The organism is Corynebacterium sp., from assembly GCF_022712195.1.
Classification (GTDB): Bacteria; Actinomycetota; Actinomycetes; order Mycobacteriales; family Mycobacteriaceae; genus Corynebacterium.
Map to the genome: position 1 here is coordinate 1 of NZ_JALAGY010000023.1, position 22,135 is coordinate 22,135.

22 protein-coding genes are annotated in these 22,135 nt (G+C 71.3%); 10 read left to right on the plus strand and 12 right to left on the minus strand.

The features are described 5' to 3' along the window. Positions 1 to 5 precede the first annotated feature (5 nt). Positions 6 to 1,232, plus strand: a complete 1,227-nt coding sequence (locus Q0A34_RS02740) for an amidohydrolase (RefSeq protein WP_291478281.1) — start codon at positions 6 to 8, stop codon at positions 1,230 to 1,232. A gap of 8 nt (positions 1,233 to 1,240) precedes the next feature. Beyond that, complete coding sequence (locus tag Q0A34_RS02745; RefSeq protein ID WP_363316423.1) at positions 1,241 to 2,596, plus strand: L-serine ammonia-lyase; 1,356 nt, start codon at positions 1,241 to 1,243, stop codon at positions 2,594 to 2,596. On the opposite strand, the gene Q0A34_RS02750 is transcribed toward Q0A34_RS02745, so the two are convergent. Further along, a complete protein-coding gene (locus tag Q0A34_RS02750; RefSeq protein WP_291478244.1) occupies positions 2,577 to 4,052 on the minus strand; it encodes a PepSY domain-containing protein in 1,476 nt (491 codons plus the stop codon). The genes Q0A34_RS02745 and Q0A34_RS02750 overlap by 20 nt on opposite strands. Before the next feature lie 202 nt (positions 4,053 to 4,254). Here Q0A34_RS02750 and Q0A34_RS02755 point away from each other — a divergent pair, with 202 nt between their 5' ends. Genes Q0A34_RS02755 through Q0A34_RS02765 form a run of 3 tightly spaced genes read left to right on the plus strand, consistent with a single transcriptional unit; the run spans position 4,255 to position 6,471 of the window. After that, positions 4,255 to 4,842: a copper chaperone PCu(A)C gene (locus Q0A34_RS02755; protein ID WP_291478245.1), complete on the plus strand. Its 588-nt coding sequence runs from the start codon at positions 4,255 to 4,257 to the stop codon at positions 4,840 to 4,842. Next, entirely contained in the window at positions 4,829 to 6,061 is a 1,233-nt protein-coding gene (locus Q0A34_RS02760; RefSeq protein ID WP_291478246.1) for a Dyp-type peroxidase, read from the plus strand. Before Q0A34_RS02755 ends, Q0A34_RS02760 begins: the two co-directional genes overlap by 14 nt. Then, on the plus strand, positions 6,058 to 6,471 hold the full coding sequence (locus tag Q0A34_RS02765) for a hypothetical protein (protein WP_291478248.1): 414 nt from the start codon (positions 6,058 to 6,060) through the stop codon (positions 6,469 to 6,471). Before Q0A34_RS02760 ends, Q0A34_RS02765 begins: the two co-directional genes overlap by 4 nt. 4 nt (positions 6,472 to 6,475) lie before the next feature. Here Q0A34_RS02765 and Q0A34_RS02770 read toward each other — a convergent pair whose 3' ends face one another. The 6 genes from Q0A34_RS02770 to Q0A34_RS02795 all read right to left on the minus strand — a co-directional run bounded on the left by Q0A34_RS02770 (position 6,476) and on the right by Q0A34_RS02795 (position 12,139). Beyond that, positions 6,476 to 6,643: a hypothetical protein gene (locus Q0A34_RS02770; protein ID WP_291478250.1), complete on the minus strand. Its 168-nt coding sequence runs from the start codon at positions 6,641 to 6,643 to the stop codon at positions 6,476 to 6,478. Continuing rightward, positions 6,643 to 7,080 carry a hypothetical protein gene (locus tag Q0A34_RS02775; RefSeq protein ID WP_291478253.1) on the minus strand — a complete coding sequence of 146 codons (438 nt, stop codon included), beginning with the start codon at positions 7,078 to 7,080 and terminating at the stop codon, positions 6,643 to 6,645. The genes Q0A34_RS02770 and Q0A34_RS02775 overlap by 1 nt, the downstream gene beginning before the upstream one ends. A 96-nt stretch (positions 7,081 to 7,176) precedes the next feature. Next, the gene (locus Q0A34_RS02780; protein ID WP_291478254.1) at positions 7,177 to 8,811 is read right to left on the minus strand and encodes an ATP-binding cassette domain-containing protein; all 1,635 of its coding nucleotides are present in this window, start codon (positions 8,809 to 8,811) and stop codon (positions 7,177 to 7,179) included. 195 nt (positions 8,812 to 9,006) lie between these two features. After that, positions 9,007 to 10,644, minus strand: a complete 1,638-nt coding sequence (locus tag Q0A34_RS02785) for an ABC transporter permease (RefSeq protein WP_291478256.1) — start codon at positions 10,642 to 10,644, stop codon at positions 9,007 to 9,009. Next, entirely contained in the window at positions 10,641 to 11,546 is a 906-nt protein-coding gene (locus Q0A34_RS02790; RefSeq protein ID WP_291478257.1) for an ABC transporter ATP-binding protein, read from the minus strand. The genes Q0A34_RS02785 and Q0A34_RS02790 overlap by 4 nt, the downstream gene beginning before the upstream one ends. Then, positions 11,543 to 12,139: a helix-turn-helix domain-containing protein gene (locus Q0A34_RS02795; RefSeq protein ID WP_291478258.1), complete on the minus strand. Its 597-nt coding sequence runs from the start codon at positions 12,137 to 12,139 to the stop codon at positions 11,543 to 11,545. Before Q0A34_RS02795 ends, Q0A34_RS02790 begins: the two co-directional genes overlap by 4 nt. 101 nt (positions 12,140 to 12,240) lie before the next feature. Here Q0A34_RS02795 and Q0A34_RS02800 point away from each other — a divergent pair, with 101 nt between their 5' ends. The 4 genes from Q0A34_RS02800 (at position 12,241) to Q0A34_RS02815 (ending at position 16,048) form a co-directional block, all read left to right on the plus strand. Continuing rightward, the gene (locus Q0A34_RS02800) at positions 12,241 to 13,638 is read left to right on the plus strand and encodes a YibE/F family protein (protein ID WP_291478259.1); all 1,398 of its coding nucleotides are present in this window, start codon (positions 12,241 to 12,243) and stop codon (positions 13,636 to 13,638) included. Between the two features lie 78 nt (positions 13,639 to 13,716). After that, a complete protein-coding gene (locus tag Q0A34_RS02805) occupies positions 13,717 to 15,276 on the plus strand; it encodes an SAM-dependent methyltransferase (RefSeq protein ID WP_291478260.1) in 1,560 nt (519 codons plus the stop codon). A gap of 76 nt (positions 15,277 to 15,352) precedes the next feature. Then, the gene (locus tag Q0A34_RS02810; RefSeq protein ID WP_291478262.1) at positions 15,353 to 15,649 is read left to right on the plus strand and encodes a hypothetical protein; all 297 of its coding nucleotides are present in this window, start codon (positions 15,353 to 15,355) and stop codon (positions 15,647 to 15,649) included. Positions 15,650 to 15,748: 99 nt separating this feature from the next. Next, positions 15,749 to 16,048: a hypothetical protein gene (locus tag Q0A34_RS02815; protein WP_291478263.1), complete on the plus strand. Its 300-nt coding sequence runs from the start codon at positions 15,749 to 15,751 to the stop codon at positions 16,046 to 16,048. On the opposite strand, the gene aztD is transcribed toward Q0A34_RS02815, so the two are convergent. The 4 genes from aztD to aztB are packed head-to-tail and all read right to left on the minus strand — an operon-like array spanning position 16,045 to position 20,427. Beyond that, the gene (aztD, locus tag Q0A34_RS02820) at positions 16,045 to 17,346 is read right to left on the minus strand and encodes a zinc metallochaperone AztD (RefSeq protein WP_291478265.1); all 1,302 of its coding nucleotides are present in this window, start codon (positions 17,344 to 17,346) and stop codon (positions 16,045 to 16,047) included. The genes Q0A34_RS02815 and aztD overlap by 4 nt on opposite strands. Before the next feature lie 28 nt (positions 17,347 to 17,374). Beyond that, the gene (gene aztC / locus Q0A34_RS02825; protein ID WP_291478267.1) at positions 17,375 to 18,289 is read right to left on the minus strand and encodes a zinc ABC transporter substrate-binding protein AztC; all 915 of its coding nucleotides are present in this window, start codon (positions 18,287 to 18,289) and stop codon (positions 17,375 to 17,377) included. Next, positions 18,289 to 19,566 (minus strand): hypothetical protein, encoded by a 1,278-nt coding sequence (locus Q0A34_RS02830; RefSeq protein ID WP_291478269.1) that lies wholly within the window; start codon positions 19,564 to 19,566, stop codon positions 18,289 to 18,291. Before Q0A34_RS02830 ends, aztC begins: the two co-directional genes overlap by 1 nt. Positions 19,567 to 19,575: 9 nt before the next feature. Further along, positions 19,576 to 20,427, minus strand: a complete 852-nt coding sequence (aztB, locus tag Q0A34_RS02835) for a zinc ABC transporter permease AztB (RefSeq protein WP_291478271.1) — start codon at positions 20,425 to 20,427, stop codon at positions 19,576 to 19,578. A 29-nt stretch (positions 20,428 to 20,456) separates the two neighbouring features. Here aztB and aztA point away from each other — a divergent pair, with 29 nt between their 5' ends. Next, complete coding sequence (gene aztA, locus Q0A34_RS02840; RefSeq protein WP_291478272.1) at positions 20,457 to 21,104, plus strand: zinc ABC transporter ATP-binding protein AztA; 648 nt, start codon at positions 20,457 to 20,459, stop codon at positions 21,102 to 21,104. 51 nt (positions 21,105 to 21,155) lie between these two features. On the opposite strand, the gene Q0A34_RS02845 is transcribed toward aztA, so the two are convergent. Continuing rightward, entirely contained in the window at positions 21,156 to 22,130 is a 975-nt protein-coding gene (locus Q0A34_RS02845) for a tetratricopeptide repeat protein (RefSeq protein ID WP_291478275.1), read from the minus strand. Positions 22,131 to 22,135: the final 5 nt, after the last annotated feature.

Below are 22,135 nucleotides of genomic sequence, written 5' to 3' on the forward strand. Positions count from 1 at the left end.
ACATCATGCTCAGCCTGCTGACCCCCGACACCGCCGCCGCGGCCGTCACCGCACGCATCGACGGACACCGCGACCGCCTCCTCGAGATCAGCCGCACCCTCCACGCCCACCCCGAGCTCGCCTTCGAGGAGCACGACTCCGCCGCGCTGCTCGCCGGTGAGCTGCGCGACGCCGGCTTCGACGTCACCGTCGGGGTGTACGGCCTGGACACCGCCGTCGAGGCCACCTACGGCGACGGGGACTTCACCGTCGTCGTCTGCGCCGAGTACGACGCCCTGCCCGGCATCGGCCACGCCTGCGGCCACAACATCATCGCCACCGCCGGTCTCGGCGCCGCACTGGGGCTCGCCGAGATCGCCGACGCCGCCGGCATCCGGGTGAAGCTGCTCGGGACACCGGCCGAGGAACACGGCGGAGGCAAGGTCCTCATGCTGCGCGAAGGCGCCTGGGAGGACGCGACGATCTCCCTCATGGCCCACGGCGGGCCGGACGGCGGCACCGGCACCGACGCCCGCTGCGCCGCCTTCCACAGCCAGGCCGTCGACCGCTTCAGGGTCACCTACACCGGCACCCCCGCCCACGCCGCCGCCGCACCGCAGAACGGCGTCAACGCCCTCGACGCCGCCACCGTCGCCCTGACCTCGATCGGCCTGCTCCGGCAGCAGCTCGACAACTCCGTCCGCGTCGCCGGCGTGGTCACCGAGGGCGGCCACGTCACCAACATCATCCCCGACCACACCGAGGTCGACGCCGAGGTCCGCGCCTTCGACATGGACGTCCTGGAGGACGCGAAGCGCCGGGTGATGAACTGCTTCGAGGCCGGCGCCCTGGCCTCCGGATGCTCCTGGTCGGTGGAGGAGACCGAACCCCGCTACGCCAGCCTCGTCCAGGAACCCCTCCTCGCCGAGGCGTGGGACGACGCCCTCACCGGCCTGGGTCGGACCCTCACCCCGCAGGCCGGCGGCACCGGCGGCTCCACCGACATGGGCAACGTCTCCCGGGTGGTCCCCTCGATCCACCCGATGATCGCCCTGCACGGCACCGTCGACCCGCCGCACACCACAGGATTCGCCGCCGCCGCGGCCACCCCGGCCGGCGACGCCGCCGCCGTCGACGCGGCGAAGGGGCTCGCCCTCGCGGCCGCCACCGTCGCCCTCACCCCGGCGTCCCGCTCCGACCTGCTCGCCCGGCAGGCCGCACGACCCGCCGGAGCCACCACGGTAGAGTCCTGAGCATGACGGTGTACGTCTCCGCCCTCGACCTGTTCTCCATCGGCATCGGACCGTCCTCCTCCCACACGGTCGGCCCGATGCGCGCCGGCGCGGACTTCGCCGCCCGCGTCGCCGACCTGCCCGGTGTCACCCGGGTCAGCGTCCAGCTCCACGGGTCACTCTCGGCGACGGGACGCGGCCACGGCACCCCCGACGCCGTCGTCGCCGGGCTCCGCGGCGCGGCACCGGAGACCTGCGACCCCGACGAGGTGCGTGGCGCCTGGTCCTCCCTCCCCGACCGTCCGGCGGGGCTGCTGCTCGACGGACGCACCCCGGTCCGGTTCAGCCGGGACGACGTGGCGTTCCACCCCACCTCCCGCGCGCTGCCCCACCCGAACACCATGGTGCTGCAGGCCTGGGGCGACGGTGCCGGGACACCCCTGCTGGAGGAGACCTACCTGTCGGTCGGCGGCGGCTTCATCGAACGTGTCGGGGACGGCAGGGACACCGGGGACGGCGGAGGCACCGGCGCGTCCGCACCGCAGGACGGCCCCGGTTTCCGCGACGCCGCCGGGCTCCTCGCCCTGTGCACCGACGGCCGCACCGTCGCCGACGTCGCCTGGGCCGCCGAATGCTCCCCCGCCGAGGTCACCGCCGGCATCGACGCCGTCTGGACGGCGATGCGCTCCTGCGTGGACGCCGGCCTGCACACCGGGGGCGTCCTGCCCGGACGCCTCCACGTCCGACGCCGCGCCGCCGCCATGCGGCAACGCCTGGAGAACGACCCCACCGCCACCGTCGACGAGTGGCTGCACGTCTACGCCCTCGCCGTCAACGAGGAGAACGCCGCCGGCGGTCGCGTCGTCACCGCCCCCACCAACGGTGCCGCCGGCATCATCCCCGCCGTCCTGCACTACTGGTGGCGGACCACTCCCGGCGCCACCGACCGCGACGTGCGGACCTTCCTGCTCACCGCCGCCGCCGTCGGCTCACTGATCAAGGCCAACGCCTCGATCTCCGGTGCCGAGGGCGGCTGCCAGGCCGAGGTCGGCTCGGCGTGCGCCATGGCCGCCGCCGGGTTCTGCGCGGTCCGCGGCGGCACCGCCGCACAGGTCGAGAACGCCGCCGAGATCGCCGTCGAACACCACCTCGGGTTGACCTGCGACCCCATCGGCGGACTGGTGCAGATCCCCTGCATCGAACGCAACGCCGTCGCCGCCTCCACCGCCGTCACCGCCGCCCGCCTCGCGCTCGCCGGCGACGGCTCACACGTGGTCTCCCTCGACGCCGTCATCCAGACCATGCGTGAGACCGGCGCGGACATGAACGACAAGTACAAGGAGACCAGCCGCGGCGGACTCGCCGTCAACGTGGTGGAGTGCTGACCCGCCGCCGTACCGCGTCCCACAGCGTGCTGCCCAGGACGAACGCGAGACACGTCACGCCGAACAGCGGGGCCACCAGGCCGTAGGCCACCAGCGCGACGACGAGCACCACGGTGCCGGGCGTCGGACGCGACCACGCGACCCGGCGCGGCGGGCCGGCGAACCGTCCGGCGGCGTTTCCGGCGGGCCGCCGTCGCCACCACATCGCGTACCCCCAGCAGACCATCGCCACGATCGCCGCGGCCAGGGCCCCGAGGACCAGCTGGTTCGGCAGCCCGAACAGGGTTCCCATGTGCAGCTGGATCAGCCAGCTCGTCGCCTTGGCCGCCAGGGGCCAGTCCGCGAAGGGCAGCCGGTCGGTGACCTCACCGGTCGCCCAGTCCACCGCGACCGCGTCATTCGACAACCGGTAGGCGGCCCGGTCCTCCGACGCCGTCCACGCCTGCCCCTCCACCGTCGGGGGTGTGATCGTCACCGGGGTGCGCAGCTCCTGCACCGCCGTCGCCGCCACACGGTCGACGGACCCGGCGTTGAGGCCGCTGACCCGGACGGTGGCGGCCGCGACGTGGTCACCGTGACCGGCGTGACCGGCGTGTTCCCCCGCGTCGTCCGACGGGACCACCTCCCGCGCGCCCGGCAGCGACGCCGACACCGACGGGGTGCCCCAGTTCAGCGCCGCGCGAACGTCACCGATCGTGCCGCCCGCCACCGACGACCAGGTCAGCCCGGTGACGGTGAGGAACACCATGCCCGCCACCACGAGCGTCCCCGTCGCCCCGTGCAGCCGCATCGTCCGCGTCCTGCCGCTGCCACCGGTACGCAGCATGGCCCGGACCCGGTCCGGGGCGGACCGGCCCCCGCGTTGCCGCCGCCACCACAACACCACACCACCGACGGCGAGGACGCCCAGCCAGCTCGCGGCCGTCTCCGAGTACAGGCGTCCCGGCTCACCGAGCCACGCGGTGCGGTGGCCGTCGGCGATCCACTGCCGCAACGGCAACGACCCGGAGCTGCCGTACTGGGTGCTGTCGCCCTTCACCTCCCCCGTCCACGGGTCCAGGAACACCGCACGCAGGGTGGACTCCGGCAGGTCAGGGTCACTGAACAGCACGCGGGTGGTCTCGTCGTCACCGCCGATGCGCACCCCCGCCAGGTCCAGGTCCGGGTGGGACGCGTGCGCCGTCGACACCAGCTCACTGACCGGTACGCGGTCCGCCGCCGTCGCACCGTCGGGGACGGTGGCGGTGAGCATGGAGTGGTTCGTCACCTGCTCGACCGTCGGCGCGAAGGCGTAGAGCAGGCCGGTCACCGCCGCAACGAGGATCAGCGGCGCGCACAGCACACCGGCGAAGAAGTGCAGGCGCCGCAACAGGCCGTACTGCCGGCGGTCCCCTGGGCCGGTCGGCCGCGCGGAGGCGACGGGACCGGGAGAGGCTGGAGAGGAATCGGTGGTCACGGAACTGGTCACGCTGGAGTTGTCGGATCCGCGGGCCGGCCGGTTCCGGGGTCACCGCACACGGGGGTGCAGGCCCGACGCCGGCGCCACCCCCGGAAGTGATCCCGGTGACGTCACGGAACTCTTCTGACGACAGAACCGACTAGTAGGTTGACCTGTAGTTCAGCAGTTCAGACCCGTCCGTGACATTCAGGAGTGTTCGATGACCGACACCACAACGCGCCGCCTCAGCGCCGCCGCCCTCGCCACCGTCCTCGCCCTCGGCCTCACCGCCTGCGGCGGCGACAGCGACAGCGACGACAACGGAAACGGGACGACGACCGCTGCGGCACAGAGCAGCGACAAGAGCAGCGACGCCGTCTCCTTCTCCGACGGGTACGTCGGGGCCAAGGACACCGAGACCTCCATGACCGCCGTCTTCGGCGAGCTGACCAACTCCACGGACGAGGACATCCACCTCACCCGCGTCACCGGCGACCTCGAAGGCGTCTACCAGTTCCACGAGACCGTCGACGGCATCATGAGGGAGACCGACGACGGACTCGTGGTCCCGGCCAACGGCAGTGTCGACATGGAGCCGGGCAGCACCCACATCATGATCATGGAGAACCACGACGAGATCGCCGCCGGCGACACCCTCACCCTCACCCTCACCGCCGAGGACGGCACCACCTACGAGGTCAGCGACATCCCCGTCCGTGTGCAGCAGTCCGCCCACGAAGACTACGGCACCGAGGGCACCGAGGGCACCGGCGACTCCGCCGAGCACGACGAGCATGCCGGGCACTGATCCGCGGACGGCGTCCCGGGGGCTGACCCGACGCGGTTTCCTCGGCGGGCTCGGCACCCTCGGGGTGCTCGGGGCCGCCGGCGTCACCGCGTCCTGCGCCGACGGGCGGGACGAGGCGGCAGGATCGGCTGACGCGCCGTCCACCGTCCCGTTCGACGGCGAGCACCAGGCCGGCATCGCCACCCCTCCCCAGTCGCACAACACCACCGTCGCCTTCTCCCTGCGCGACGGCGCCGACCGCCGGACCGTCCAACGTCTGCTGCGCATCTGGACCGGGGACGCCCGACGCCTCTGCGCCGGGACACCCGTGCTCGCCGACCTGGAACCGGAACTCGCGACGAACCCCGGGAACCTCACCGTGACCTGTGGTTTCGGCGCCGGTCTGTACGCCGCCGCAGGTATCTCCGACAAGGCCCCCTCGTGGCTGGAGCCCCTGCCCCGGTTCACCGGTGACAAGCTGGACGACAGCTGGGGCGACCGCGACATCGTCCTGCAGATCTGCGGCGACGACCGCACCACCGTCTCCCACGCCCTGCGCGTCCTGGTCCGCGGCGGCGCCGACTACGCCCGGCCGTCCTGGAGCCAGACCGGCTTCCTCGACATCCCCGTCACCGACGGCGAACCCGGCACCCCCCGCAACCTCTTCGGGTTCAAGGACGGGACCGTCAACCCGCGCACCGACGCCGACCTCGACGTACAGGTGTGGAACGACGACGGCGGGACCTGCATGATCGTGCGGAGGGTCGCCTTCGACATGCCCGAGTGGGAGTCCGTGGACCGCAGCACCCGCGAGGTCGCGATGGGCCGCACCATCGTCGAGGGTGCACCGCTGAGCGGCGGCGACGAGTTCACCGACGTCGACGTCGACAAGATCGGCGACGACGGCCTGCCCCTCATCGACGCCCACTCCCACGTCGCACTCGCCACGTCTCGCGACGGGGACGCCCAGCGCATGCTGCGGCGCGCCTACAACTACGACCTGCCCGTCACCGCCGGGCCCGCGGGCCTGCAGGACGCCGAGTTGATCGACCTCTCCGACACCGGCCTGATCTTCACCTGCTTCCAGCGGGATCCGCGGACCTCGTTCATCCCCGTGCAACGGCGACTGGCCGACGGCGACCGGTTGAACGAGTGGATCACCCATGTGGGGTCGGCGGTCTTCCACGTCCCCGGCGGGACGACAGAGGACAGCTACTGGGGCGAAGACCTGTTCGGGTGACGGGATCCGGCGGCCCGGCCTTCACCGGCCGCAACGTCGACCACGTCACGGTCACGTCAGCGGTCACGTCATCGACCACGGAACCGCCTCGCACGCCGGACCCGACGCAGGGCGGGGACGCACCCCAGCCGGAGCCCCAGCCTGCGCCCGAGCCGGAGCCTGCACCGCAACCGGCCCCGCAGCCTGCCCCGGAGGCCAGCGGCCCGCAGCTCGGCGACCAGTGCATCGGCGCGGACATCGGACGCACCGCCGTCGCCGCCGACGGCACGACGATCATGTGCGACAACTACGTCTGGCAGCTCAACCAGGGGCAGACGCCGAGCCACCCGTGGGTCGACGGACAACGCGAATGGTCCGAGTGCCTCGAGAGCTTCACCACCGAGGAGTGCCGGGAGATGCTGAACCCCTGAACCCTCACATGATGAAGATGAAGCACCCGACCGTGGCGATGATCATCACCGCCATGAACAGCAGGGTCACCACGTCCGCGGTGGACGAGCCGGGGATCTCCGGCTGCCCGGGGTGTTCCTCGACCGTATCGGCCGGCTCCTGAACCTCGTGGAGTTCTGACTCGGGCTTCATCACGTCACCAATCCAATGAACTCGTAGACGAGCGTCCCGATGAGGATCAGGAACACGACCGCCATGAACCATGTGTACATCCACTTGCCCGGATGGTCGGTACGCCAGAAACGACGCATGCTCACCGTCCCGTTCACCAGCGCCAGCAGGCACAGGGTGATGCTCAGCGGCGTCGCCACCATCCCGGCGACACTGACGACGGGGATGAGGACCGGCACCAGCAGGTAGGTGACCGTGCACCGCACGGCGGAGAACACGATCGCCCAACGGAACGCCCGGTGCGCGCCGGCCACCGCCTCCATGTCGATCCGGTCGACCTGCCTGACACGGAGCAACCGGAGCATGAACCGGTCAGCGGGCGACACCGGCGTCGCGGTGTCCCCTCCCTGAGCGGCCTCACCGGCCTCCGCGGCCGGGGCGTGGCTGAGTGTGGACATGGATCCCAGGCTAGCGCTTCCGCGGTCCGGTGTCCTAACCACGGACAGCGCCGTGCCCTGCACCCACGGGAACGCACCCGAACCCGCCCGACCGGCTCACCGCAGGGCGAGAACCGGCCACCGTCCCTCCCCGCCTGTCTCCCCGTCCCGCCCCACGAGGTCCCGCAGCATCTGCCGGTCGTGGGTGACCACGACGACGGCGGCGTCCGTCGCCCGCAGTGCGGAGGTCATCCCGTCGACCAGCGGGGCCGAGAGGTGGTTCGTCGGCTCGTCGAGGATGAGCAGGTCGGGGCGTGTGGCCAGGCACAGTGCCAGGTGGAGGCGGCGCTGCTGCCCCTGCGACAGGCGGTCCACCGGAGTGGAACGTGCCGCCCGGTCGAGCAGGCCGAGCGACGACAGTGCCGGCCCGTCCGGCCCGGCGACCGTGTCGTACACGTCGGCGGCGCGGGTGCCTCCGTCCCACCTCGGCTCCTGCTGGGTCAGGACGCTCACCCGCACGCCGTCGTGGACGTGGCACCGTCCCGTCGTCGGTGCGAGGCGTCCCCGCAGCACGTCGACGAGGGTGGACTTCCCCGCCCCGTTCGGGCCGGTGACGACCAGCCGGTCCCCGCCGGAGAGTTCCACGGACACCGGGCCGGCGAGACGCCCCTCCACGGACACCTCCTCGCAGGTCAGCAGGGTACGCCCCGGCGCGACGGGCAGGTCCGGCCACCGCAGCGTCAACGGTGGTTCCGGGACGTCCACCGCGTGCCCGGCCAGGGCGTCCTGACGGCGGTGCAGGGTCTGGACCGTGCCGGCCGCCCGGGTGGCGCGCTGGTGTCTGAAGTGCCCCTTCCCCGGACGCCACCCGGTGGTCAGCCGTGCCCGGGCGTCGTCGACGGCCGCCTCGAGACGGCGGTGTTCGGCGACCTGTGCGGCGTACTCCTGCTCCCAGTGCTCCCGTTCCGCCCGCCGACGGGACAGCCAGGTGTCGTAGGTGCCGGTGGTGACCCGGGGTGTGCCGTCCGACGTCGGGTCGAGGTCCAGGAAGGTCCCCCGGCCGTCGGCGCTGAGGTCGCGCAGCAGGGCGCGGTCGTGGGTGACCACCGCCACCGGGCCGCGGTGCCCGAGCAGCCGGGCGGTGAGGAAGTCCAGCGCCGTGGCGTCGAGGTGGTTGGTGGGTTCGTCGAGCAGCAGGACGCCGTCGCCGCCCAGGGCACAGGCGAGCCGGACCCGGTACCGCTGCCCGTGGGACAGGGTGCGCAGGGTGCGGTGCCGGTCGGTGCAGGCGTCCAGACCTGCCAGGGCGACGTCGACGCGGCGGGCGGCGTCCCAGGCGTCGAGACCGGTCGCGCGGTCCAGGGCCCGGGTGTAGGCCTCCTCCACCGCGGGTGTGCCGTCGGCCAGCGCGAGTGCCGCCCTGTCGAGATCGGCGAGGGCCCGGTCCGCCTCGGCGGTGGCGGCGGCGACGAGGTCACCGACTGTGCGGCCGGGGTCGTCGCGCATGTCCTGCCGCACCAGGGTGACGGTGCCGGCGCGGCCCACACTGCCGGCGTCCGGGTCGCGTTCCCCGGCGAGGGTGTGCAGCAGGGTGGTCTTGCCGGCGCCGTTCTCACCGACGATGAGCAGGCGGTTCCCCGCGGAGACCGTGACGGTCACCCCGCTGAGGATCCGGCGTCCTGCGACGGAGGCGCCGAGGTCGACGGCGCGGATGTGGGACTGTTGTTCTTTCGGGTCGTTCTGACGGGACATGTGTCCGTGTACTCCAGTGTCGTGGTCCGGAGCCGGGCAGCACGAGATCCGCCGCCCGGCGATGAGTCAACATCGGGGACGACGGTGGAGCAGTTCAGTCAGGAAACGGGAGTCTCCACCGCCGTCAGCGGTGGTCCCAGATCCTGGCGATCGAGAAGCCCATGTCAGTCATGTGGTCCAGCCTAGCAGTCCGCCTCAGGTGGTGACCAGGTCACGGCGTCGGAACGCACCGGCTCCCAGGGCCGTGAACAGCACGGACACCACCGTGAGCACGCCGACCGCACCCCAGGACAACGCCTCGCCGGGATACTGCCCGACGTGCCGGAACACGGAGGTGTCGAGCAGAGCCTCGGGCAGGTCGACCATCTCGCCGAAGAGCACGAACAGTGTGGAGCAGCCGAGCGCCACCCAGGCCAGACCGACCAGCCGCGGGGCGAGCCCGTAGAGCAGGACCGCCACCCCGAGCAGCACCCACACCGCCGGGGTCTGTGCGACGTGCCCCAGCAGTGTCGGCCCGACGAGTCCGGCGTCGCCGAGACCTGCCGCGGCGCCGACCCCCGACCCGAGCCCGGCGAGGAACAGCAGCCACAACGCACCCAGCGTCGTCACCCCGGTCCAGGACAGCAGCCACGACGACCTGGACACCGCGGTGGACAGCACCGTCTCGGTGTGGAACCCCTGCTCCTGGCCCCTCAGCGCCTGCACCGACAGCAGGGCGTACACGGCGACCATCACCGCGAAGTAGACGGCCATGAACCCCAGGTAGCCATCGACGATGCCCGCGGCCCCGCCGAAGACCGCCAGGACCTCGTCCGGCATCTCCTCCGCACCGTCTGCCATCGGCCCGGTGAACACCCCGAAGATCACGCCCGCCACCAGGATGGCGACCGACCACCCCACCAGGGACGCCCGCTGCAGCCGGAACGCCAGCGCCACCGGGGTGGACAACCAGGGGGCCGCCGTCGTCGGCCCCGGCCGGTCCGCGACGAGCCCGGCGCCCAGGTCGCGGCGTGACTGCAGTGCCACCCCGGCACCGGTCAGGACCAGTGCGGCAGCGACAGCGAGCAGCAACGGCCACCACCGGTCCAGTGTGTACGGCGCGGTCTGCTGCGACCACCCCAGCGGGGAGAGCCAGGACAGCCAGGCGATCCCGCCGCGGTGCCCGTGCTGCAGCGCCGACATGTCGCCCAGGCCGCGGACGACGAAGGCGACCGCCAGGACGGCACCGGCCACCGACGACCCCACCCGGGAGAACGGGGACAGTTGGACGGTCACTGCCGCCACCCCGGCGAACACCAGGCCCACCGCACCGACGCCGGCGGCGAACAGCAGGTTCGACGATGTCGGTTCCGGAGCCATCGCCGAGAACTGGAGGGCGGCCCACACCGCCACCGTCTGCAGGGCGGTCATCGTCGCGGACAGCACCCACGCCGCGGCGAGCTGGGCGTGCCGTCCGACGACGTTGGCACGCAGCAGTTCGGCCCGCCCCGTCTGCTCCTCCACCCGGGTGTGCCGGGACATGGTGGTCAACGTCATGATCGCCGCGCCGACCATAAGGACCAGGCCGTACTCCCCCACGAACAGGCGTGGCAGGGTGATCGCGTCGAAGCCGTAACCGGGGCCGCCGACCAGGCCCATCACCGGTGTCGTCAGCACCGACGCGAACCCCTCCAGGGACTCCTGGTCCAGCACGGTACCGAGCGTGTTGGCGAAGTAGGCGGTCAACGCGGCCATGCCGAGCACCCACCCGGGCAGGCGGACCCGGTCACGACGCAGCATGAACCGCAGCAGGGTCCACGTCCCGGTCAGCCGGCCGGTCGCCTGGCCGGTCACGGCTCCTCCCCGTAGTGGCTCAGCAGCAGCTGTTCCAGCGTCGGGGGCGTCGCCGTGAGTGTCTCGACCCCGTGGGACGCCAGTTCATCCATGATGCCCGGCAGGGCGACGGTGTCCGCCGCGAAGTGCACGTGCCCTGCACCGTCCACGGTGAGGTCGTGGACGCCCGCCCGGTCGGCGAAACCGTCCAGCGGGCGGCTGGTCCGGACGGAGACCGCGGTGCGCTGCAGGTGCCGGAGGTCGTCCAGGGTCCCGGTCTCCACGTCGCGGCCGGCCCGGATGATCGAGATGCGGTCGGCCAGCGCTTCGACCTGGGCGAGGATGTGGCTGGACAGCAGCACGGTCCGTCCGTCGTCGCGCACCGCCTCGCGGATGCACTCCTGGAACACCGCCTCCATCAGCGGGTCGAGGCCCGATGTCGGCTCATCGAGCAGCAGCAGGTCCACGTCGGACGCCAACGCCGAGATCAGCGCGACCTTCTGCCTGTTGCCCTTGGAGTAGGTTCGCCCCTTCTTGCGGGGATCGAGCTGGAAACGCTCGATCAGCTCGTCCCGTCGACGGGTGTCCACGCCACCCCGCAGCCGGGCGAAGAGGTCGATCGCCTCACCACCGGTGAGGTTCGGCCACAGCTCCACGTCGCCGGGGACGTAGGCCAGACGCCGGTGCAGGCCGACGGCGTCCTTCCAGGGGTCGCCGCCGAGGATCCGGGCGTGTCCCTCGTCGTGCCGGAGGATCCCCAGCAGGATCCGGATCGCCGTGGACTTCCCCGCCCCGTTCGGCCCGAGGAAACCGTGGACCTCCCCGTGCCCCACCCGGAGGGTGAGCCCGTCGAGCGCGGTGACGTGGCCGTAGCGTTTGGTGACACCCTGCAGGTCGACGGCAGGGTCGGTGGGTTGTGTCATGGCTTGTCCTCGTTGTCCTTGATGAGCCCGTTGCGGTAGATGTCGAACAGTTGCGGGGCCAGGCGGGCGAACGTGTCCACCATGTCCGGTGTGCCCAGCACGCTGCCGATCCGCTGGTGCAGCATGGCCGGGGCGAGCGCCAGCAACGCCACGGCACACGCCCTGGCCCGTCGGTCGCCGGCGGCGTCACCCCCGGCCTCACGGAAGGTGTAGCCGGCGAAGCCGTCGTCGAGGATCCCCTCGATCGTGTCGACGTAGTGGTCGAAGAACCGCTGCCCGTGGTCGGACGGGTCTACCAGCGACGCCACGAGGTAGTGGAGGTAGACCCGCATCCGCGGGCTGGCCAGCATGACCGGCAGTGCGGTGGTCCCGCCCGCCGCACTGGCCCTCTTCGCCTCGGTGAGGGTGTCGAAGACGTGGTCGTCGCACGCCTGGCGCAGCCCGTCCCGGGAGCCGTAGTGGTGCAGGACGAGCCCCGGGGACACCCCGGCGGCGCCGGCGATCCCCCGGACGGTGGCCGCACCGAACCCCCGGTCGGCGAACTCGGCCACGGCAGCCTCGAGAATGTCGGCGGACCTGTTGTCTGAACGCATGTTCAATATTAAACGCTTGTTCAACTCTGCGTGTCAAGGACCGGCCCCGACTATCCTCAGGTGCGTCACCCTGCACCATCCCCGAGAGAAAGCAGCCTGTTTTGGGACGCCACCACGCCCCCGCGCCATCCCGGCAGAAGAAGGACCCGCCCGCCGCGCCTGCCACGGCCCCGTCCGACCCCCTCGCCGCAGCCGCGCAGCACAGGCACAGCCACGCCCACAGCCACGGCCCGTCCGACGACCGTCCGCTGGCGGAACGGATGCACCCCCGCAACCTCGACCCGCGTCAGATCGTGTGGACGTTGCCGCGGGCCGTCCTGTTCGTCGTCCTGGTCGCCGGGTTCGTCGCCACGGCCGTCGCCGTGGTCCTGCAGTGGCCCCAGGGCGAGCCCGAGACCGGCGACAGCTTCCACCAGACCTCCGGGCTGGCGCAGGAGGTCACCGACGGCACCGTCGCGCTGGAGACCTCCGGCGCGTGCAACTCCCCGGCGATCGGACGCTCCTTCGACACCGCCCCGCCCACCGCACACCCCAGCGCCACCGCCGGTGAGGCCGCGACCTGCCCGCAGGTGATCGTCGACATCACCTCCGGGCCGGACGAGGGACGCCGCACACTGCTGGTGGTGCCGGACTCCGAGGGGTCCCCCGACCTGCCCGTCGGCCGGGAGATCCTGATGACCACCGGCACCGCCGACGACGGTGGCCGGACCTACGGCTTCCAGGACTACGAACGCACCACGCCGGTGTGGGTGTGGCTGGTGCTGACCCTGGTGGCGGTCGTGGTCGTCGGTGCGTGGCGCGGCTTCCGCTCGATCCTGGGACTCGGCGTGACACTGGGGATCTTCGGGGTGTTCCTGCTGCCCGCCCTGGCACGCGGCGGCGACCCGGTGCTGCTGGCGGTCACCGCATGTTCGGCGGTGCTGTACCTGGCACTGTTCCTCGTCCACGGCATGAACTGGAAGACCGCCTCCTCGCTGGGAGGCACGCTGGCGGCGATGCTGGTGGGCACCGCTCTCGCGTGGCTGGCGATCGACACGAACCAGCTGCGCGGCCTCGCCGACGAGAACAACATGCAGATCATGCTGTACCTGCCGGGGCTGTCGATCAGCGGCCTGCTGCTGGCGGGGTTCATCATCGGCACCCTCGGCGTGCTCAACGACGTGACCGTGGCCCAGGCCTCGACCATCGCCGAGCTGCGCCAACTGGACCCCACCGCATCGAACCTGCGCCTCTTCGGCACGGCGATGCGGGTCGGCCGCGACCACCTGGCCTCCACCGTGTACACCCTGGTGCTGTCCTACGCCGGCGCCGCCCTGCCGCTGCTGGTGCTGCTCAGCGTGTCCGGACGCGATCTGGGCCACATCCTGACCTCGGACATCATGGCCACGGAGATCCTCCGCTCGGCGACAGGTTCCCTGGCCCTGGTCGCCGCAGTGCCGCTGACCACGGCCATCGCCGCGGTCACGACCTCGTCGGTGTGGCGGCAGGAGCGGCGGTAGCCGCCCCACCCATTCCCCCGTGTGCCGTTCCGGCAACCTGCGTTGCCGGGACACGCGCACGCGAGCAGGATCGGTGACATGAGAGCACACGACATCATCGTCATCGGCGGCGGCGCGGCCGGACTCAGCGCCGCGGAACTCCTCGGAAGGGCCCGTCGCGACGTGCTCGTCGTCGACTCCGCCGCACCCCGCAACCGCTTCGCCCCGCACATGCACGGCGTCCTCGGCCACGACGGCCTCCCTCCGGCGGACCTCCTGGAGAAGGGCCGCACCGAACTCGACGCCTACGGTGTCACCGTCACCACCGGCAGCATCGAGTCGGTCACCGAGGTCGTCCGCGGTCTCAAGGTCACCCTCACCGACGGCACCGTGGAGCACGCCCGCGCCGTCCTCGTCGCCAGCGGCATCGACGACGACCTCCCCGACATCCCGGGGCTCGCCGAGCACTGGGGCGACGCCGTCTTCCAGTGCCCCTACTGCCACGGCTGGGAGCACCGCGACCAGCGCATCGGTGTACTGGCGTCGTCCCCCATGCTCTTCCGGTACGCCCAGCTCGTCCGGAACTGGACCGAGGACCTCACCGTCTTCGTCACCGGCACCGAGGTCGCCGACCAGCTGGACGACGCCACGCGCCGACGCTTCGACGCCCGCGGCATCACCGTCGTGACCTCCCCGGTCGCCGAGATCACCGCCACCGACGCTACGCTCACCGGCGTGCGCACCGAGGACGGCGCCGTCCACGCGATCGACGCGATCGGGCTGCACCCGCAGGCCCGTCCGCGCGACGGTTTCCTCGCCCGGCTGGACCTCGACCGCACCGATGTCCCGGGCATCGGCTCCTTCCTGGCGGTCGACGCCTTCGGACAGACCAGCCACCCGCGCGTGTGGGCGGCCGGCAACGTCACCGACCCGCGCCTGAACGTGCCCGCGTCCATGGGGCAGGCGTCGATGGCCGCGGGCATGCTCAACACCGCCCTAGTCACCGAGGACACCGACAACGCGGTGCACGCACTGACCGCGCCGTCCTCCCACCACGACTGGCCCGAGGTCGCCGACGAGGCCTTCTGGGAGGACACCTACGCCCAGGCCCCACCGCGCTGGTCGGGGCGCCCGAACCCGTCGCTGGTGCGCGTGCTCACCAACGAGCTCGGGGACTCCCGCGGCCGGGCTGCGGACATCGGCTGCGGAGAGGGTGCCGACGCCGTCTGGCTCGCGCGGCAGGGGTGGGACACGCTCGGCGTCGAGGTGTCCGCCACCGCCGCGCGACGCTCACGGGAGGCTGCGGCCGCCGCCGGTGTCGACGGCCTGCGCTTCACCGACACCGGCGTGCACGGGATCCCAGACGGGGAGAGCTTCGACCTGGTCACCGCCAGCTACCTGCACGCCCCGTCGCAGGGCCGTCGCTCCTCACTGCTGCTCACCGCCGGCGAACTCGTCGGCCCCGGCGGCCACCTGTTCATCCTGTCCCACGTCATGCCGGATGCCGACCCCGAGGAGTCCGGCGCCGTCGACGCCCTCGGTCTCGACGTGGACGCCTGGGACATCGTCGTGGACGAGACGGTCGACCGCACGGTCATCGGTCTCGACGGCGAGCTCGGAGGGCACCCGGACCACGTCGTCCTGCTACGGCGGCGGTAGCGGAAGCCCCTGCCCGCGCGGAACCGCCTGCTACGGTGACTTCCAGACACCGACCCGCCTACCCCTTGGAAGTCACGTGGAAACCAGGCAGTTCACGACGTTGCAGTTCGGTACCGTGGAAATCTACTCGGACTGGGGAGGCTCTTTCGTGCGTGTCCATCAACCGGACGGGTCCCGGCTGCAGTGGACAGCACCGGACGCGCGCACGGACATGCCACTGGAGCAGGGACGTCTCACCTGGACAAGGCAGGAAAAGCTCTCGCTGAGCAAACGTATCCTCCAGCGCGCCGAGACGGAACTGAACGCCTCATATCCGGGCGGCTACGACACGGCTGTCGCCGAACTCCGCAACTGGCTACTGTTCACATCATGATGCTCAATGGAGGAAGGACTTAGGGCGTCCGCAGAATATCTTCGTGAAGTGCAATGTCTGACCAGGCACCAGTCAGCGGGAGCAGGGATTCTCGATAGAATGAAATGCGATAAATATACCGCGTTGATATTCGGCGACGTGGAGATCTACTCAGACAGTACCGGGTCATACCTGCGCATCGCCAGAGGCGCGAACCGATCCAATCCAGAGTATCTGGGAGTCCAGACAGATTCGTGCATTGACATCGGCCGCCTCGAATGGAGCAGGGAGACGAAACTGGAGATAAGTGAGTACTTCCTCCAGCGAGCCGAGGCCGCACTGGAATCCTCCTACCCCGGCGGATACCGTTCCGCAGTCGGTGACCTCCGGGACTGGCTCCTGGAGGAAGGACCTTCCTAGCCGGTGACCCCGGTCAGCTCGTTCGGGGTTTCCGGGAGTTCGGCGGACGTCAGGATCTCGCCGGTGGACAGGTCCACCACGTGCAGCTCATTCGTGGCGGGTTCCGACACGTAGGCCCGGTCCCCCTGGACGAACAGGGTGGGGCGGGCCTCCTGCCATTCCACCGGTTCCTCCCATTCACCGACGACGTCCCAGGCGTCGGTCTCGTCACCGGTCTCCGGGTCGATGACGTGCAGTTTGCCGTCCGTTCCCAGCACCAGGGCCTCACCCTCCGGCCCCCGGGCCAGGGAGCGGAAGCTGTAGGACGTCCCCAGCTCGACGAGCTGTGCGGTGTTGTCCCCGGTGTTCGTCAGTTTGATCCTGGTCGGACGCTCCAGTTCCGCGTCCTCGTCCACCTTGTAGTCACCCAGCACCACCGGGGACTTGTCCGAGCCGGCCTGGTTACCGGTGCGCCCGTAACGGTCCTCGGCGTCGATCTTGGTGAACTTGCCGTCCTTGTAGACCAGGACGCCGTCCTCACAGCCGAACGAGACCGCCTCGTCGGCGGCGGTCGCCTCACCGTGGACTCCTTCGCAGTCACTGCTGGAGGCGATCTCCTCACCGTCGGTGCTCACGGCCACGACCGTGTCCCGGTGCTCCTCGGTGCCTTCGGTGTGGAGCAGGGTCCCGTCCGACAGTTCGACGGCGACACCGTGGTGGGGGTCGTCGGTCTCCTTCACGGTCGGCTCGGGGACGTCGTCGCCGTCACCGCCGGAGATGCCGAGGAAGTCCTCTGCCTTGAACAGCTGGATCCTCCCGTCGCCGTCGCCGAACAGGGCGACGTTGCCGTCATGGCTGACGACGTGGCCGGGGGTGTCGGTGCCGAAGACGGTGTCGGTGAGGACCGGGTCACCGACGTAGCTGTGGGTGTGGTCACCGTGCGGCTCGGTCCAGACGCCCGCGTCGATGAGCTGGAAGCCGTCACCGGTGGACAACAGGGCGTGACGGCCGTCGCCCAGCGGGTTCAGGCGGTTGAACCCGTCGATCTTCTCGTCCGAGACCACCTCCAGGGTGTTGGCGTCCAGCGTGAGGTAGCCGCCGTCATAGGTGGTCAGGATACGGGGTTCGGCGGCGTCGACCTCCTGCGCCTCGACGGCGGGTTCTTCTCCGTGGCCGTCGTGGGACGACTCCCCGGACGAGCAGGCGGACAGGGCGGTCACCGTGAGGACGGCGGCGAGGCTCGCAGCGGTCGCGGCGGTCGCGCTGCGGCGGATCCGGCGTGGTTGGTGGATCAGGGACGTTGAGGGCGTCGGGGACATGATGGTTCTCCTTCTCGAGAGTCAGGTGTCAGCTGAGCGCGTCTCTGATGCGCTCGGCGTTGATGCGTTGCATGTCGATGTAGGTCCCTGCCTCACCGTCCGGCCCGGTGAGCGATTCGGTGAAGAGGGGGACGACATCGACGGTGACCCCGGCCTCGTCGGCGAGTACGTCGGCGAGGCGCCGGGGCTGGGAGGAGTCGGCGAAGATCGCGGGGACACGGTTGTCGCGGACGGTGGTGCTCAGGTCGCGCAGGTCCGCGGCCGAGGGGGCGGCCAGGGTCGTGCCGCCGGGGATGACCGTGCCTATGACCTCGTACCCGAAGCGGTCGGCGAGATAGCCGAACACGTGGTGGTTGGTCACCAGTTTCCGGCGGTCCTCCGGCACGGAACCCAGGAGCTCCGACACCTCGGCGTCGAGGTCCTCCAGCTCCGAGCGGTAGGTCTCCGCCGAGGACCGGATCTCTTCGCCGACGTCACCGTCGACCGCGCCCGCCAGGCGGTCCGCGATGATCCCTGCGGCGGTGACCATGCGGCCGGGGTCGGTCCAGAAGTGCGGGTCGGGATCGCCCCTGTCCCCGCCTGAGGCGTAGGGCAGCGGGTCGATCTCCTCACCGACCTCGAGGACGTCGACTCCTTCGGCGCGGGCGTTGTCGAGGTTCGACCCGAGACCTTCCTCCAGTCCCAGACCGTTGGCGACGATGAGGTCGGCCTGCTGCATGTCGCCGGCCTCCTTCGCGGAGATGCCGAAGGAGTGCGGGTCGGCGTCAGGCTTCATCAGCACGCGGACGTCCGCGGAGTCGCCGACGAGCCGGGAGACGACGTTACCGAGGATGTTCGTGGTGACGACGACACTCGGCCGTTCAGTGTCACCGCCGCACGCCACGAGGACGCCGGCGAGCACCCCGGAGACCAGCGTCGCGGTGAGTGTCCGGAGGCGGCCCATCACCGGCCTCCCGTCACGGCGATCGCGGCGGGGTGGCCGCCGACGTCGATGCTGCGGGCTTCGCGCAGGTTGTCCCGCACATCGAGTTCGGCGACGGTGCCGGCCGCCGGGTCGGAGACGTACCCCCGCTCCCGGGTCAGGACGACCGACGGCGCCGTGTCCCCACCGCCGTCCACCAGCTGACGCTGCGCGGTGACCTCGCCGGAGTCCGCGTCGACGACGTAACCCACGCCGTCCTCGTCGACGGCGAGGACGGTCGAGTCGTCCGGCGCGACGGCGACCGACACCACCGGGGCACCGGTGTCGGCGGTCCGCCACTCACCGGACTCCGGGTCGAAGACGCCGAGGCCGCCGTCCTCGAACGGCGCCGCCACCAGATCCCGGCCCACCACCAGCGACCACGCGCGTCCGTCCGCGTCCTGCGGGTACGGGGTGACGGTACCGGTGAAGTCGTCGTCCACCGTGAGGACACCGTCCCCGCAGGCGAAGGCCACGTGGTCGCGGAGACCTGCCGCACCGTGGATCTCCGGGCAGGCGGACACGCCGGTGAGACCGTCCGGGACTTCCCCACCGTCGTCGTAGAGGGCCAGGTCGCCGGGGAGTTCCCGGTCGTCCCCGCCGGGGACCGTGGTCAGGACACGGTCGCCGAAAGGAACGGCGACACCGTGGTGGGCGCCGACCCCGAAGGAGACCTCCTCGGTCAGCTCGCCGTCACCGAGCCCCTGTCGCGGGAAGACCTTCACGGCACCGTCTCCGTCGAAGAACATCGCGACCTGCGACCCGTTGGACACCACGTGACCGGAGGTGTCGCCGTCCACGGTGCCGACCGCGGACGGGGCGGCGCGGTAGTAGTGGCTGTGGTCACCGTGGTCGACGGTCCACACCCCGGTGTCGGTGACGGTCACGGCGGTGCCGTCGGTGCCGTCGGTGGTGAACAGGAAGCGTCCGTCGGACGTCGCGAGGACGTCCTGCCCGTCCCCCACGCCCGGGGCCTCCACAGGATCACCGGTCAGCAGGTCGACGAGTGTGACTCCACCGCCGTCGGCGTCGACGGCCGACAGCCTCAGCTGCGGTTCGGTGGCCTCGTCCGCCCCCTCCACGTAACCGTGGGGCGTCTCGTCCGTGCCGGAGACCGCGGTCGGCTCAGGTTCAGGGGACCCCGCCCCACAGGCGGCGAGACCCATGGTCAGGGCCGGTACGGCGAGAACCGCAAGGGCGGCGGCACGACGGCCGGACGGCACCGGAGGTCGGGCTCGTGTTCTGCGCTGGAACGTCATCATTCTCCTCTACTGATAATGATTATCATTTGCAGTACGGAGCCTGACTCTACACAGGACCGCCTTCGCCGCCAACACCACCAGGAAGCCGACCCCGCCCAGCAGGGTCACCGTCGCCCCGGCGGCGGTCTCCGCGTACCAGCTGACCAGCAGGCCGAGGTACACCTGGACCACACCGATCACCGCCGCCGTGACCATCACCCGACCGATGCCCCGGACCAGCAGCAACGCCGTCGCCGGCGGGCCGATCAGCAGCCCGAAGACCAGCAGCGTGCCGACCACCTGGAACGACGCCACCGTCGCCAGCGCCACCAGCACGAGCATCCCCAGGTGCGCCACCCCCGGACGCAGCCCCAGAGTGTGCGCCTTACGTTCGTCGAAGGTCAGCGCCGTGAACGGCCGGTGCGCGAGGACGCACGCGGCGGCACCGGCCGCGGCGGCCACGGCGATGACCGCCACGTCCCGCCCCGTCACCCCCAGGACGTCGCCGAAGAGGAAGGCCGTGAGGTCCACGGCGAACGAGCCGGAGTGCGACACGACCACCACCCCGAGCGACAGCATGGTGATGAACTGCAGGCCGACGGCCACGTCCTGCGACAGGCGTGAGGCACGGCTGACCGTGACCACGCCCAGCGACATCACCAGCGCACTGACCGCCGCGCCGAGCATGAGGTTCCCGCCGAGCAGCGCCGCCACCGCCACCCCGGGCAACATGCCGTGACTCATCGCGTCCCCGAAGAACGCGAGGCCCCGCAGGACCACCCAGGTACCGACACAGGCGCAGAGCACAGCGGCGAGACCGCCCGCCAGCAGCGCGCGGAGAACGAACGAGACCTCGAAAGGCGCAGTCAGGAGTTCCATTTGATAATGATTATCATTATCATGAAGGAATGTGTGAACCAGTCCGCCTCACCGGCGTCTCCCACCGCTACGCACGGGTACCGTCCCTCCGGTCGGTCACCCTCACCCTCGAACCGGGAACCGTCACCGCCCTCGTCGGCGGCAACGGCTCCGGAAAATCCACCCTGCTGGGCATCCTCGCCGGCACCCTGCGCCCGGTCACCGGCACCGTCACCGGGACCCCGCCCGACGTCGCCCTCGTCCCCCAGCACAGCAGCACCCCCGACCTGTTCCCCGTCTCCGTCCACCGGACCGTGTCCATGGGACGGTGGCGGCGACGCGGACTGCTCCGCCCCCTCACCCGCGACGACCGCCACGTCATCGACACCTCCATGGCCCGCATGGGGATCACCGACCTGGCCGACCGCACCCTCGACGAACTCTCCGGAGGGCAACGCCAACGCACCTTCATCGCCCAGGGACTGGCACAGCAGGCACCGCTGCTCCTGCTCGACGAACCCCTCGCCGCGGTGGACCACACCACCGTCACCATGATCGACGCGGCCGTCCGCGAGGAGTGCCGCGGCGGGACCACCGTCGTCGTCGCCACCCACCACCGCCACCAGGCGGACAGCGCCGACCGCGTCGTCGTCCTCGACCACGGACGGCTGGTGGAGACCCCGGGCCGGTGCCGGTGACCCCGCCCGTTGTTGGTCCGGACCCCCGTCGACCGACATCGGCCGGGGCTGTCAGAAGACGGCCGCGGCGAGCTTCCGCCGTGCCTCCGACACCGCCGGGTGACCGGGGTCCAGCAGATGCAGCATCTCCAGGAGCCGGGGACGGATGCTCTCCACATCCGCGGCATGCACGAGGGACCCGGACAGCAACTCCACCGCCTCGACCGGCCTGTCGAGGAGGACCAGCACATCCGCGGCACGCAGGACGGTGCCCGGCTCCCCCTGCCGACACCGTCGCGCGTCCGCCACCGCCGACAACACGGCCGAACGGTCCATGTCCCGCGTACGCGCCAACACGGCCACCGCAGCCCGCGCCCGACGCAGGGTCCCCACCGCACCAGGGTCGGCGTACTCGGCGAGCATCCGGTCGTAGAGTGCCAGCGCAGCCTCCGCCTCCCCTCGTCCGACCAGCTCCGCCGCCTCCTGGAGCCGGGGGTCCGTGACGACGGAGCCGCCGACGGTCGCCTCCCCGGCGCCGTCGACGGGCTCCTCCTCCGGAAGCCCCTCGAGCCGTCCGGCGACAGTCGCGACCACCTTCCCGACCCACTCCCCGCAGTCGACCTCACCGTCCACCGTGGTCCAGGTGCCGACACCCGTGCCACCGGCCACGACGACCACCGACGGAAGCACCTCAGGCCGGAAGGCCCGGACGACCTGCGGGAACCGGTCGGCGTCCACGACCCCCAGGACCCAGCGCAACCGGGCGGCGGTCGCGAGGTCCTCCAGGTCACGGCGCAGTGCGGACGTGGCAGGATCGACGGACGAGCCGATGAGGACCACCACCGGCACCTGCGCAGACCGCGAGACGACCTCGGTCTCCAGGGACAGCGGCGTCACCTCGACGACGGGCGCCGCAGGAGGTGGTGGCGTCTGGGGCCGACCCCGGTCGTGGTCAGACGACTCCCCGGCCGGCCGGGCGCCCGTGACGACCAGGTCGCGGTCGAGGTCGGGGGTGCAGGAGTCGTGGTGGTCGTGTGCGTGGGTCATCGTCG